Source organism: Rhodococcus sp. KRD197, assembly GCF_017168235.1.
Lineage (GTDB): Bacteria > Actinomycetota > Actinomycetes > Mycobacteriales > Mycobacteriaceae > Rhodococcoides.
On sequence record NZ_JABFAO010000009.1, the window covers coordinates 189,491 to 202,181 of the forward strand.

Consider the following 12,691-nt stretch of genomic DNA (forward strand, 5'->3'; position numbering starts at 1 on the left):
GTGACGAGCTACTTCGTTGCCGAGGGGGCGATCCTCCTTGTTCAGCATCGCAACCTCCGCTGACTCCCACGCAGTGAGGAGGTTGGAAACAATGCACGACATCGACTACTCGACATTCGGTTTCAGGCAAGAACCGTCACGGAAGAGAGTGCGTAAGGCTACTTCGAGGTTGGGTCCATGGCGTCCCTAAGCAGTACCGATCATTTCGCAGTGGGCCCAGGGATCGGCCCCCACATTGGATTCCCGAACTCGTCCTTGCCGTCGGTCGGTTCGATGTCACGATCCTCGGCGATCGCGAAGGGCATCGAATCGTCGTCTCTCGGCTCCATCGTCTGAATCACAAGGCGGTCTTGGTGCACCTCGAGGATCTCGACCAGATTGCCCTGGTCGATACCTACATCCTTCAGGCGGTCCGTAACCGCCAACGCCAGCTCGAACGCTTCGAACTTGCCGGCCATCTCAGCTGGTCCATCCGGCAAGCGGCGTGGTTGGGCGGATGGCATCGTCCGCTTGAAGTGTCCAACCGCTGCTGTCCATCGTCTTCTTGCTGTCGCACAACGCTGCCCGGTGAGTTTCACGAGAACCGAGTTGCCCCCTCCGTCCAGAGTGAATTACCGATTATTGATAGCAGAGTATGCCTTCACCTGTGGATCGGAACCGATCGGCGCGCTCTTGCGTCTAACCTATCGATTGACGCTGGAGGAGGGGATTTATGCGGGCACGGGTAGCGATGCTGATTGCCTGGACAGTCCTGCTCGGGGGGTGCAGCAGCGGTGTCGAGGGAAGTCCCGTCGCGGCTGAGCGGTGGGATCCGTGCAGCATTCCCGACGAGGCGATCCAGGCGACGGGGCTCGATCCTGCGACCAAGGACGAGGGCTGGGGTGAGGGAATAGTTGTCGATGATTGGGCGGTATGCGAGTACTTGCTGCCAGGTGCCAGGGCGGCTTATGCGCTAGCCGTGCTGTCGTCTGTTGATCACACGATCGTCGAGGCTCGCGCGAAATCGGCCAATCGAGACGGCCGCGATCTCGTGGTGGGCGGCCGTGACGCGTACATGTACAAGACCGAGTTCGGTGCCGCAATCAGGGACTGCAACATCGCACTCGAAGTACCGCCGGGAGTCGTGGTGTTCACAGTGCTTTACCAGAAAGATGATGGCGCGGACGCGTGCGAGATAGGGCTCGCACATGTCCATGATCTGGAAAGTGCGGTTCCGGCCGTGCCCAAATAGGAGGTTGCGATGGGTGAACCTGCAACATACTGGCAGGCGCTCGCTGTGGCTGCCGATCAAGGACAGTTGTATCTCAATCCCGCGGCGGCGCAGGCTTGCAGCGCGGCTTGTGACGAGTACATTCTCAAGCTGGAGAACCATCAGCGAGAAGCAAGGGTGCTGGCCAACATAAGCGGTTACGGCGATTTCAAGTCCGGAACTGAGCTGCGCGACATGTTCGCTGCAAAAGCCGTGGGCGGCGAGGACAACATGGTCGATGTCCTGCAGAGCCACATTGACGTCGTCGAAGAGATGAAGGTCGTGTTCAACAAGTTCTTCACTGCGACGGACATCGTCGACGACACCAACGCCGCCGACGTCTGGGCCCAGGGTCCGAAGTAGAACCCGGGCTGCACCTCATCGGCCATCTTCAGCCGCGCCCGCGCCCGCGCCAGCTTCCACGCACTATACTTGTGATTGTCGAAATCCCAAGCGTTGCTGAGCTTGTGGTTCATGCAACCCCACAAACCCCACTTGACGTCGGCAAGCGCGCTACACACCTGCACTCGGGAGATCATCGACCACTCGGCTTTGCCGTAGAACTCCTCGATCAGCTCCATCGTCTGCCGGAGCAAAGTTCAGCATTTGGGAGTTGTGGTAGGTCAGACGTGCGATGTAATGGCTGCTTGTCGCTTGTTTCTGTGGCAAGGTAGTGCCTTGGTAGGCCTGTGGCTGTCGCGTTAGTCGAACAATGAACTTGTTGTTGTGGCGCCGTTGTGAGGTAGCTCTTGGGGGAGTGGTCTGTTGGGGGAGATGTTGGGCGCTGATCTCGATGAGATCAGGTCGTTGGGGGCGCAGTTGCGTGTCAAAGCGGGTGAGGTGGCGCAGATCGCTGCGCCCGCCAAGGCTGGTGCTGACGCTGTGGTGATGCCGGACGCCGGTATCGATGGTCTTCTGGGTCGGTTCGTGACGACCCTGGAGTCCACTGTGGCGAAACATAGCTCCGCGGTGCTGGCTTTGTCCGATGGCGCCACTTTTTGCGCGGCGACTTATGACGCTGTCGAAGAAGTGTTCAGTAGGCAGCTCGGCTCGTTGACCGAAGGGCTCGGGTAGTAATGGCCCCGACGATTCCCCAGGTCGAGTCGTGGAATCCGCAGACGTTGGTTGCGGCGGGAAGTGCGATGCAAACGGCGGGGACTGCTCTTGCTGATCGTCTGGCCGAAGTGGATCTTGCGGTTGATAGGTGTGCACAGACGTGGGTGGGCGACGCCAGCGCGGCCGCGTCGATGTCTGCGGTGGCGGAGGTGCTCACCGCGACGGCGTCGAGACGTGCGACCGACACCGTGGGGGAGGCGATGGTGACGCAGGGCGAGATGCTCGGTGTTTATCGCCGGGTAGTTCTCGAGGTCCGCGATGCCGCCGGACGAAATGGCATGTCCGTTGCACCTGACGGGAGCGTCACCAGCCCAACTGTTCCCGGCACGAACGACGACGCTTTCCGACTGGTGCTGCAGGGACTTCTCGACCGCCAAGCAGCGGATTTTCAAACCAGTCTGAAAGAGAACCTGGCTCAGTGCGGATCTGCTCTGACTGCGTTGAGGTCGGTTCTGGCCGGGGGGCTGGAGGACCTCGAACAGCACGGTGGTTTCGGCGGTACCGGCGTCGGTTCGGTGGTGCTGTCGGGCGAGGGCGGTAAGGCGATCGGTTCCCGGGTGCGAGACGCCGTCGATGCCGGTGAGCCGATCCCCGCTGACGTCATGAGGGGACTCACCGAGGACTTGCAGGCCACGGGGATGGAACCCGCGCAGCTCGAGGCCTACCTCAACGGCGGTACTGCAACGATCCCGGCGAGTACCCAGCAGTACCTCAAAGAGTTCTACAACACCGCTGGTGTCGATGGGTTCACGGCCACGAGTCAACAACTGCAATCGCAGGGCCCGGCGGGGCAGCAGGCGGCAGCGTCGCTCGCCAACGGTGTGATGGTGCTGTCCAACGAGAACGTCGGCACCGGCCGCGACGGCGACGGCAACCTCATCGGAGCCGGCAGCTACGAAAACTTGCCTCAGGATATGCGTGAGCTCATTTCGACTCGTCCCAGTCGTGGTGTCGATGGCCTCGACAGTAACGCGTTGACGTATCCCGGGGACGGTCCGATCGTGGATGATCACAAGAGGTTCGTCGAGGGCCAAACAAAGCTGTTCGACGCGATGTCTCTGGCGGAGGTAGGTAGCGAGCCGGGGACGAAAATGTCGACCGAGCTGATCCGACAGGGGATGCATATGTCCTGGATGGACGCACATGGTGGAGCGTTGCCCTTCGGAAGTGAATCGTTGGACGATCCGAATCACGTGGAGTCGCTCGAGAAGGCCATCGCGCTCGGTTCACGCAACACCGACGGCGCACATGCGATCTTGACCGGCGAGGGAGGGCCGGAGATCCTCGGGTCCGGATACCAGGCAGATACTGCGTTGATGCCGTTGCTGCAGCGTGAGGACGGTTCGGCCATGGCATCTCTCACGGACTGGATTCCTCGCGATGCGCACTCGATTGCGCTCGAAGGCACATCCGAGTACGAGAACTCGGTGCGTGCAGGGTCTGCGGCACGCGGTCTGGCCGACATCATGGCTAGCGCCGAATCATCCGATGGTACAAACAATTACACGACTCTTCTGTCCGGTGAAGGGAAGATCGGTGACGGTACGGCCGATCAGGTCGCCGAGGCGCTCGCCCCGTTCGTCGGGGATATGACCGGTATGCCCGGTGACCTCACGCAGACGAATGGGTTCGGTGAGTTCGGTGGCAGTAGGGACTACATCGGGGGACCTGTTGAGCCGCTTCGTGTTTTCAGTATTCTCGATTCCGATGAGCAGGCCAGTCAGATAATCAACGGTACTGCGCTCGCTGAGAGTCAGCGGATGGATCGTCTGTTCGCTGTGACTGGGGATGCGTCGTTGGGGGATCAGGCGTATCGGCTGCAGTGGCTTGTCGATCACGGTCTCAGTACCGAGATGGATCAACGTGTGCAGGACGGAGTCGACAAGCAGGAAGCGGCCGATGCTCGTAATTCGAAATTCGCTGCGGCGTGGACTGCGGGGCAAATCGTTGCCGGTGGATTCGGTCCGGGTGGAATGGCCGTCGCGGCCGGTTCCGAGTTCCTGAAGCCGTACGTGTTGTCTGTCGATGACCTCGATTCGCCACTGGCTCGTGAGCTGACCCTCGATTCATCGCAATTCGGATTCGACAGCGGAGGTAGTGCATACGTGGCAAGCGATTGGGGCAGTGCAGATTTCAGGAAACTCAACGTGCTCGAAGCGCTTGTCGCTAGCGGTACGGTCGATATCAACGATGTCCCCGACGTGTACAAGAGTGATGACGGGGCAAAGCTGCTTCCATACTCTGAAGCGGTGAGGGCATACTTCAACGAAGGCAGGCTAGTGCGCGAGGAGTCCGTGAATGTGACCGAGCAGCTAATTGGCGCAAGTGGCATTTCGAATCTCGACGAGTACTCCAGAAATGCGACTGGAGATGGCCAATGGGGCAGTCTTTCAGCAGCGATCAGGCCTGAAGGCAACAATCCGACGAGTGCAGAGATTCTGAAGTGGCTGGCAAGCGACGAAGCGTCTCGCAACTCGCGCAACACATGGCCAACTAAGATTTACGGATGAAGATGTCCCGACTGCTGCGGATGATCATCGCCGCCCTGGTGTCGATGCTGGCCTTCGTTGCAGCGTGCTCTCCTCCCCCCGAGGACGAAACTGCTCCGACGCCAACACTGTCCTCGCGTTGGCCTGCGACTGAGTTCTATGAGGTTCCCGACAGTATCCGTGACGCTACGATTGTCTGGTCGGCGGAGCCAGGAATCGACCTGTTTTCTGCGGAGGCAAAGTTGTTCCGCGCTGCTCAGGAGTCGGTGTTCATTGGGTGGATGATCGGTCTCGACTACACGTACGTCGGGTTCAAGGACAGTTCTGGCAGCAAGGGCGGTGGTGGGATTTTTGGTGATTTCGAGGATGACACAGGGGAAGGTCCTTTCGTGGGGACGATTCACGGCCGTATCCAACAGATCATTCCGACCGATACCGGCTTTGACGTACTTGGGTGCGTGCTGTCCGTTGGCCTCGACGTTCGCACCAACGATAAGTATTCGCCATCGCGTCTGACCGACGGCGAAGGGGGAGATTTGCGTTCGCGGTTCATACGCACTGTTGACCCAAAGTCGGTACTTGAGACGCCTCCGACCTCGTCCGTACGTAAACCCAGTTCGTTGCATTGGCAGGCACCGACCGGCGACCAATTCACCGGCTGGGAAGTCGAGGGATTCGTCGACATAGATCCCGCCACCGCGGAGAAGGGGCGTTGTGTCCCGTGGGCGAAATCGCTCTACCCGGACGCACCTGCAGTTATCCCCCGTGACGCCTACGCCAACGACGAACCACCTCCGGTCTTGCCTGCCTTTCCAGGTTGGCCCGAGGATCGATATTGACGCGATGATCCCGATTGTCGGCGACCAATTCATCGGCTGGGAGATCGACGGATTCGTCGACAATGATCCGACCACCGCAGGGGGCGGTCGCTGCGTCGAGTGGGCGCGATCCCTGAATTCCGGACACAGCCCCCGTCATAGAGCGTGATGCTGCGGACACCCCACCTCCGGTGCAGCCGGCCTATCCTGGTTGGCCCGATGCCGGTAGCTGATCGGACGAATTGAACGGTGCACGTGTGTGTGAGGAGGCCTCTACTTTGATCAGCTCCCGTGAAGAACTCGGCGCGAAGGTCCGTCGGCTGCAAGAGGCCGTTGCCGAGATCCATGGCATCACTCAGCTCGGCGGCGTCACCATCCGGACTGATGCGATTCGATGGACTCGGATAGTAGTCGTTGTGCTGGTGATGATGCTGACTGCCATCACAGCGTGCGATTCTACCGTTGATGACCCCCAGGTTTTGGAGACAAGTGCGGTGCCGCGTTGGCCCGCCACCGATATCTACGAGGTTCCTGATCGTATCCGCGATGCAACGATGGTCTGGTCGGCGGAACCTGGCCTAGACCTCTTCTCGACTGAGGGAACCCTGACGCGTGCTGCTTTGGAGTCGGTATCTATTGGTTTGATGGTTGGTCTCGACTACACGTATATAGGGTTTGCGGCGAGCTCGAATAGCCCGGGCGGCGGCCGCTTGTACGGCGGATTCGATGACGACACCGGGCAAGGTCCGTTCGTGGGGACGATTTACGGTCGTATTCAAAAGATATTGCCGACTGACTCGGGCTTCGACGTTTTATCCTGTGTGCTATCCGTCGGTCTCGATGTACGTGAAGACGGCAAGTATTTGCCATCGCGGCTTGCGGACGGTGACGGAACGGAGATGAGATCGCGGTTTATCCGGACCAACGAACCGGCCATGGCGCCGACCTCGCGTCCGACGTCGTCCGCACCAGCGCTCGATGATTTTCACTGGCAGGCGCCCACCGGTAACGAATTTCTTGGCTGGGAGATCGAGGGTTTGACCGACAGAGACCCCAGCACTTCGGGGAATGGTCGTTGTGTCCCGTGGGCGCGATCTCTCTACCCGGACGCCCCTGCGGTCATCCCCCGTGATGCCTATGCGAGGGACACCCCACCTCCGGTGCAGCCGGCCTATCCTGGTTGGCCCGATGCCGGTAGCTGATCGGACGAATTGAACGGTGCATCGTGTGTGTGAGGAGGCCGCTACTTTGATCAGCTCCCGTGAAGAACTCGGCGCGAAGGTCCGTCGGCTGCAAGAGGCCGTTGCCGAGATTAATGGCATCACTCAGCTCGGCGGCGTCACCATCCGGACTGATGCGATTCGATGGACTCGGATAGTAGCCGCCATGCTGGTGATGATGCTGACTGCCATCACAGCGTGCGATTCTACCGTTGATGACCCCCAGGTTTTGGAGACAAGTGCGGTGCCGCCTTGGCCCGCCACCGATATCTACGAGGTTCCCGATCGTATCCGCGATGCAACGATGGTCTGGTCAGCGGCACCTGGCCTAGACCTTTTCTCGACTGAGGGGACCCTGGCCCGCGCCGCGTATGAATCGGTCGCTATTGGGTGGATGGTTGGTTTGGACTACGCTTACATCGGGTTCGCGGCCAGTTCGAGTAGTGTGCCCGGTGGTCCACTGTATTCTCTATTCCGGTCCGACACGGGTGAGGGCCCGTATGTCGGTACAGTCCACGGCCATATTCAACAGATAATTCCAACTGATGTGGGCTTCGAAGTAGTCTCCTGCTTGCTTGCGGTGGGCTTGGACGTCTTGGTAGACGGCAAGTATTCCCCGTCAGTGCTGACCAATGGTGGTGGACAAGAGCTACGCTCGCACTTCATACGTCTTGACGGCGAACCTTCGGCGCACCCCTCGGTCGGACCGTCGGACGCAGAAGGGCTGCACTGGCAAGCACCCACCGGCAACAGGTTTTCCGGATGGAAGATCGACGACCTTATCGATATTGATCCCATCACTTCAGGGAATGGCCGTTGTGTCCCGTGGGCGCGATCTCTCTACCCGGACGCCCCTGCGGTCATCCCCCGTGATGCCTATGCGAGGGACACCCCACCTCCGGTGCAGCCGGCCTATCCTGGTTGGCCCGATGCCGGTAGCTGATCGGACCAATTGAACGGTGCACGTGTGTGTGAGGAGGCCTCTACTTTGATCAGCTCCCGTGAAGAACTCGGCGCGAAGGTCCGTCGGCTGCAAGAGGCCGTTGCCGAGATCCATGGCATCACTCAGCTCGGCGGCGTCACCATCCGGACTGATGCGAATGGTCGCCTGACCGGACTGGATGTGAGCCGCGACGCGTATGTTCTGGGCCCCGGCGCGTTGGCCGACCTGATTATGCGTGCGTACAACCAGACTGCTGATGATGTGCAGCAGCGCACCACGGAGGTGATGGCTGTACTACGTGAAGACCCGGTCGTGGCCCGCATCGTCGACGCGACCGACAGCAGGCCAGGCCCCGAAGTGAGAGTCGAAAGGCCATCTGACACGCCGGCGCAGGCAACGTGGCCGGTTGAGCTGTCCCAGCCCGGTGACATTTCCGTTGAACAGCAGGGTCTCGCGGTTCACTCACCCGTCCAGTACGCGAACCACAGCTCGTCCCAGTCCGATGAGGAAATCGACTCCTACTATCAGCGCAACTCGTGGCTGGAATAACTTTCGCGGCGGCAGCGGATTCGCCAGCGGCTGGCTAGAGAGTATGAGTCGGCCCGCGATTCTGGGTCCGAGGGCCTTGCGCAGTCCTTACCAATCTCTAGCCGTTTAAAGATTGGTATGGCCGACCGGTGGCCAACGATCCGAGTCTCGGCCTGGCCCCCGTTGAGTAGGAGGACCGGCCATGGCTATCGACGGTTGTCCATGCGTCCAGGACCCAGCGCAAGTTGCGCGCGGGGAATTACCGGGCGGCAATTCCTCCTCGAATTGGGAGTCTTGATTTTCGCCTCTCCGGTGAATTGTCGGCTGAATCCGAAGATGCGTTGCGTGAGATCGTTCGTTTCGACGAGTACGCCTCTCAGCGGCTCGGCTCGTCCACCGAGTTGGCGCCGATGAGTTCGATTCTGCTGCGATCCGAGAGCGCTGCCTCGTCGCAGATTGAAAACCTCACCGTCGGCGCACGGTCGCTGGCACTCGCGGAGTTGAGTTCGCCGAGCAGTCGCAACGCGTCGATCGTCAGTGGGAACGTTCGTGCGATGGAGGCCGCGCTCGCAGTGAGTTCGACGGTGTCGGCCGAGTCGGTGCTGGCGATGCACCGGGCGCTGATGGACCCGCCGGTGACCCTGAAGCAGGCCGGTGGCGCACACAGCAGGTCTGGATCGGTGGCTCCGACGTCGGTCCGCACCACGCCGCATTCGTTCCACCGCATCATGATCGGGTGACGTCGTCGTTGGACGACCTTTTCGTGTTCGCGTCGAGAACCGATCTTCCAGTTCTCCCGCATGTTGCCATCGCGCATGCCCAGTTCGAGACTATTCACCCGTTCACCGATGGAAACGGACGTACCGGCAGGTCGTTGGTACACACAATGCTCCGGCGAGCCGAAGTGGTCGAACGTGTCACGGTCCCGCTGTCTGCGGGTCTGCTGACCGACACGGCGGCGTACTTTGAGAGCCTCGACGAGTACAGGAAGGGTGACGTCGAGCCGATAGTCCGGAGGTTGAATGCTGCGACGTTCGCGGCGGTGTCGAATGGCCGCATGTTGGTCGACGACCTGGCCTCTGCGAGGGAACGATTCATCGATAGCATCGTTGCGCGCCGGGAATCCGTGGTGTGGCGCCTTGTCGATGCGTTGGTGGCGCAGCCGGTCATCGACAATGCTTTCGTGCAGAGAACATTTGACGTCAGCGACATGTCTGCGCAACGGGCAATCGATCGACTCGTCGACGCCGGTGTTCTGCATCAGACGTCCAAGGGGCGACGAAACCGCGTGTGGCAAGCCGACGAAATCCTCGATGCGCTGGATCACTTCGTCGAACGCTCGAAACGAATTCTCGTCCCAAGAGTCCAAGGGAACCAACTGGCGTTCGTTGGCGTCTAATTAATTGATTGACGTGATCGAGGGGGTCTGGTGCGTAGACGGGTGGCGATGCTGATCGCTGTCGCAATTTTGCTAGCGGGGTGCGGCGGCGAGGTCGAGGGGAGTCCGGTCGCGGCTGAGCGGTGGGATCCGTGCAGCATTCCTGACGAGGCGATCCAAGCGACAGGACTTGACCCCGCGACCAAGGATGAGGGGTGGGGCGAGGGCATACAGGTCGACGAATGGGCATTGTGCACGTACAAGACCGCGGAGTACTACATGACGGTCAAGTCATCGTTGACTCACACAATCGGCCAGGCTCGTGAGAAACCGTCCAACCTCGACGGGCGCAACCTAGAAATCGGTGAGCGCGACGCTCACCAGTACCAGACGAGTGTGGGCAGGACCGGCCGAACCTGCAATGTTGCGGTGGATCTCCCTCCCGGCATGGTGGTTTTCTCCGTGATCGACATGGCCGAGCTTGGGGGAGATCGATTGTGCGAATTGGTGCTCAAATACTCGATTGAGTTGCAAGCCGCGCTGCCGGATCCGAACTAGAGGAGAGATCACGATGGCAGACTCAGAAGCGCCGCTGACCTACTGGCAGTCACTCGCAGTGGCGGCAGACCAAGGGCATCTGTACTTGAATCCAGACGCAGCGGCTGCTTGCAGCAGTGCATGCGACACCTATCTGTGGAAGCTGCGGGACTCGAAGGCCCGTGCCGTCGAACTAGCGGAGATCGACGGCTATGGAGATTTCAAGTCGGGCCAAGCGCTGAGGCAGATATTCGCAGACAAGGCCGTGGGCGGCGAGGACAACATGGTCGACGTGCTGCAAAGTCACATCGACGTCGTCGAACAGATGCAGGTCGTGTTCAATAAGTTCTTCACCGCGACTGACAACGTCGACGACACCAACGCCGCCAACGTCCGGGCCCAGGGGTCGAAGTAGCGCCCGACCGGCAAGTCGCCAGACCTCGTCAATCCTGCGCAGTCACCCAGAAACGAACTCGCGCAGACGTCCGTGACAGAGCTTCGGAAACCTTCAAGTTGTGATACAGCATCACAACGGGGGCCACCCTGCGTGGTCGCCTCGCGCGCCTGTCGTAGCCACGGGAGTGAGACATTGGTCTTTCGACAGAAAGCCGGGCGCGATGTGCGCCGCGCTGCAGTCCTTTTCGCGCACCCGAGCCGATGGGCTACTCGACTGAGCAGGTCGTAGCGCGCATACGGTCCACGTATTCGACGCTGCTTTCTATGGCTGTTTCTCGCTATTCGGCGTGTGCCCGAGTTCGGAGATCACCGTGCTGAGCGCCGTCCAACGATTCTTCTTCTCTTTCGACAGCCCGTTGATTGCACCGGCGACTTCACTGAGCGTGCGGGCGAGACGCTGTTCGTCGTCGGCGAGGAGCTCGGCGTACCTGGGGTCCAAGAGGTAGCGAGATTGTTCGCTCGCGTGCATGGCGACTCTGTCGAGCAGTATTTCGAGATCGCGAGCGGCGATACTGTCAGTCGGGGCCGTTGATGCGGGGATGAAGTCGAAGTCGCCCTTCCACAAGGCGCTTCGGATCGCATCGGGCCGCAAGGTGATGACTGTCCCGAGAACTCTCTCCTGGTCGTACCTGGCATTCATTGCCAGCACCTCGTGCGCTAACCGGAGCACGTTGTCATCGGTCATCGACGCGCCGATGACAACAAGATGACCGGTGGACATGAGTGACTGCACAATCGAACCCAGAGGGCGGCGCTCCGCGTCGTACTGCACGAAATCGCGCCGACTGAGAACGATGCTTTCCGGATCTTCGACGTCGCCGTGCATCTTCAGAAGCCACGGCTGATCGGCCACCACGTCGCCACGCGGAAGAACGGAGATCGATGCAGATCGGTGGGCTGCATTGAATGCGTCCTCGTACAACGAGTCGTAGTTCGTTGTGACGACCTTGGCGACCTTGAGCGATGCCAACAGACAATGCGAGAGCGTCGGCTTCTTGACACCGACCGATTTGATCAGCTGCGAGACGCTGTGCCCCAACGCTTTCGATGGACTCGAATTCGCGAGCAGCTGTGCCTGATCGAGCACTCCGAGTTCTGAGAACACCTCGGGATCGAGATCGGGAAGGAGCGTGTTCTTGAGCTGGCCGAGCAGGTTGTCCCATGTCGGCAGGCCGGCGGAAATGCTGACACCTGCGCCGAGAAGTAGTGCGACATCACCGCCCGCAATGAGCTCGGCCAGCCGTCGGGCTTCATCACGTCCTTCGTTCGATGCAGCCTTGCGTATGGACTGGAACGCTGCGTAGTCGGCCGCATTCTCGACCACGAACACGACGTCGAAGTCCGAATGCGCGACGAAGTACATTGCCGTCGAATGAAGAGCGCGGATCACCTCCCCTCGGACCCCCTCGTACCCACCTAGACCCACGCCCAAAGTGGGAAGAGCAACGAGAGGACGAACCCGACCATCACCGAGGCTGTGCAATGCGAGTTCGGCAGCGATTCGGTCGAACGCGGCCCGGAGACCGTCAACCAGCCAGTTGACCGATCTATGCCCGTCGTGAGCCACGTTCAGCAGCCACGCGGGGCCGTGATTCGAGTCGGTGGGGAAGGGCCGGACTCGATCGTCTGACGCGCCGGCCGGTGCCGTGCGGTCCTCGACACCGAGAACCGAGAACCACGTGTACCGCGGGCGAAAGCTCGAGCTAGTGGGAACGATGACTGCATCGCACGCAATGGACTCGAGAAGACCACGAACCACGAACACATGTCCGGGCGGCGTGCTCGTTGTGGGCTGGTCGGCAACCGGTGCGGTCACATGGCTCCTCGTGCAGATCGTTACGGGCAGAGTGAAGGTACCAACAAGGAAGCAAGATACGTGGACCTTGCTCGAAGCTGAGGGAGTCGATGTTTCCCAGGTCCACTTCGCCGTTGGCGTCTGTGTACCGCCCGTTGGACC

General features: G+C 60.4%; 14 protein-coding genes. 12 read left to right on the top strand and 2 right to left on the bottom strand.

Annotated elements, in window-relative coordinates; all coding sequences use genetic code 11:
• Positions 1-200: 200 nt before the first annotated feature.
• Positions 201-458: a hypothetical protein gene (locus J1M86_RS14480; protein ID WP_206510408.1), complete on the bottom strand. Its 258-nt coding sequence runs from the start codon at positions 456-458 to the stop codon at positions 201-203.
• Between the two features lie 254 nt (positions 459-712).
• Here J1M86_RS14480 and J1M86_RS14485 point away from each other — a divergent pair, with 254 nt between their 5' ends.
• The 12 genes from J1M86_RS14485 (at position 713) to J1M86_RS14535 (ending at position 10,693) form a co-directional block, all read left to right on the top strand.
• Positions 713-1,231 carry a DUF3558 family protein gene (locus tag J1M86_RS14485; RefSeq protein ID WP_241260085.1) on the top strand — a complete coding sequence of 173 codons (519 nt, stop codon included), beginning with the start codon at positions 713-715 and terminating at the stop codon, positions 1,229-1,231.
• 9 nt (positions 1,232-1,240) lie between these two features.
• On the top strand, positions 1,241-1,612 hold the full coding sequence (locus J1M86_RS14490; RefSeq protein WP_206510409.1) for a hypothetical protein: 372 nt from the start codon (positions 1,241-1,243) through the stop codon (positions 1,610-1,612).
• Between the two features lie 402 nt (positions 1,613-2,014).
• Entirely contained in the window at positions 2,015-2,323 is a 309-nt protein-coding gene (locus J1M86_RS14495) for a hypothetical protein (protein ID WP_206510410.1), read from the top strand.
• Between the two features lie 2 nt (positions 2,324-2,325).
• Positions 2,326-4,875, top strand: coding sequence for a hypothetical protein (locus J1M86_RS14500; RefSeq protein WP_206510411.1), 2,550 nt, complete (start codon positions 2,326-2,328; stop codon positions 4,873-4,875).
• Positions 4,872-5,693 carry a hypothetical protein gene (locus tag J1M86_RS14505; RefSeq protein ID WP_206510412.1) on the top strand — a complete coding sequence of 274 codons (822 nt, stop codon included), beginning with the start codon at positions 4,872-4,874 and terminating at the stop codon, positions 5,691-5,693. The genes J1M86_RS14500 and J1M86_RS14505 overlap by 4 nt, the downstream gene beginning before the upstream one ends.
• Before the next feature lie 257 nt (positions 5,694-5,950).
• Positions 5,951-6,874, top strand: coding sequence for a hypothetical protein (locus J1M86_RS14510; RefSeq protein WP_206510413.1), 924 nt, complete (start codon positions 5,951-5,953; stop codon positions 6,872-6,874).
• Positions 6,875-6,920: 46 nt separating this feature from the next.
• Positions 6,921-7,835, top strand: coding sequence for a hypothetical protein (locus tag J1M86_RS14515; protein ID WP_206510414.1), 915 nt, complete (start codon positions 6,921-6,923; stop codon positions 7,833-7,835).
• 45 nt (positions 7,836-7,880) lie between these two features.
• Positions 7,881-8,384, top strand: coding sequence for a YbaB/EbfC family nucleoid-associated protein (locus tag J1M86_RS14520; protein ID WP_206510415.1), 504 nt, complete (start codon positions 7,881-7,883; stop codon positions 8,382-8,384).
• A gap of 296 nt (positions 8,385-8,680) precedes the next feature.
• Positions 8,681-9,103 carry a hypothetical protein gene (locus J1M86_RS26415; protein ID WP_241260086.1) on the top strand — a complete coding sequence of 141 codons (423 nt, stop codon included), beginning with the start codon at positions 8,681-8,683 and terminating at the stop codon, positions 9,101-9,103.
• Positions 9,040-9,762: a Fic family protein gene (locus J1M86_RS26420; RefSeq protein ID WP_307786648.1), complete on the top strand. Its 723-nt coding sequence runs from the start codon at positions 9,040-9,042 to the stop codon at positions 9,760-9,762. Before J1M86_RS26415 ends, J1M86_RS26420 begins: the two co-directional genes overlap by 64 nt.
• Before the next feature lie 48 nt (positions 9,763-9,810).
• Complete coding sequence (locus J1M86_RS14530) at positions 9,811-10,299, top strand: DUF3558 family protein (RefSeq protein WP_075839913.1); 489 nt, start codon at positions 9,811-9,813, stop codon at positions 10,297-10,299.
• Positions 10,300-10,312: 13 nt separating this feature from the next.
• Positions 10,313-10,693: a hypothetical protein gene (locus J1M86_RS14535; RefSeq protein WP_075839870.1), complete on the top strand. Its 381-nt coding sequence runs from the start codon at positions 10,313-10,315 to the stop codon at positions 10,691-10,693.
• 303 nt (positions 10,694-10,996) lie between these two features.
• Here J1M86_RS14535 and J1M86_RS14540 read toward each other — a convergent pair whose 3' ends face one another.
• Positions 10,997-12,550: an SIR2 family protein gene (locus tag J1M86_RS14540; RefSeq protein WP_206510416.1), complete on the bottom strand. Its 1,554-nt coding sequence runs from the start codon at positions 12,548-12,550 to the stop codon at positions 10,997-10,999.
• Positions 12,551-12,691 lie beyond the last annotated feature (141 nt).

Bases quoted from the DNA above. Each gene is read 5' to 3' on its own strand.
- J1M86_RS14485 (WP_241260085.1), top strand. From the start codon at position 713: ATGCGGGCACGGGTAGCGATGCTGATTGCCTGGACAGTCCTGCTCGGG.
- J1M86_RS14500 (WP_206510411.1), top strand. From the start codon at position 2,326: ATGGCCCCGACGATTCCCCAGGTCGAGTCGTGGAATCCGCAGACGTTG.
- J1M86_RS14480 (WP_206510408.1), bottom strand. From the start codon at position 458: ATGGCCGGCAAGTTCGAAGCGTTCGAGCTGGCGTTGGCGGTTACGGAC.
- J1M86_RS14490 (WP_206510409.1), top strand. From the start codon at position 1,241: ATGGGTGAACCTGCAACATACTGGCAGGCGCTCGCTGTGGCTGCCGAT.
- J1M86_RS14535 (WP_075839870.1), top strand. From the start codon at position 10,313: ATGGCAGACTCAGAAGCGCCGCTGACCTACTGGCAGTCACTCGCAGTG.
- J1M86_RS14530 (WP_075839913.1), top strand. From the start codon at position 9,811: ATGCTGATCGCTGTCGCAATTTTGCTAGCGGGGTGCGGCGGCGAGGTC.
- J1M86_RS14505 (WP_206510412.1), top strand. From the start codon at position 4,872: ATGAAGATGTCCCGACTGCTGCGGATGATCATCGCCGCCCTGGTGTCG.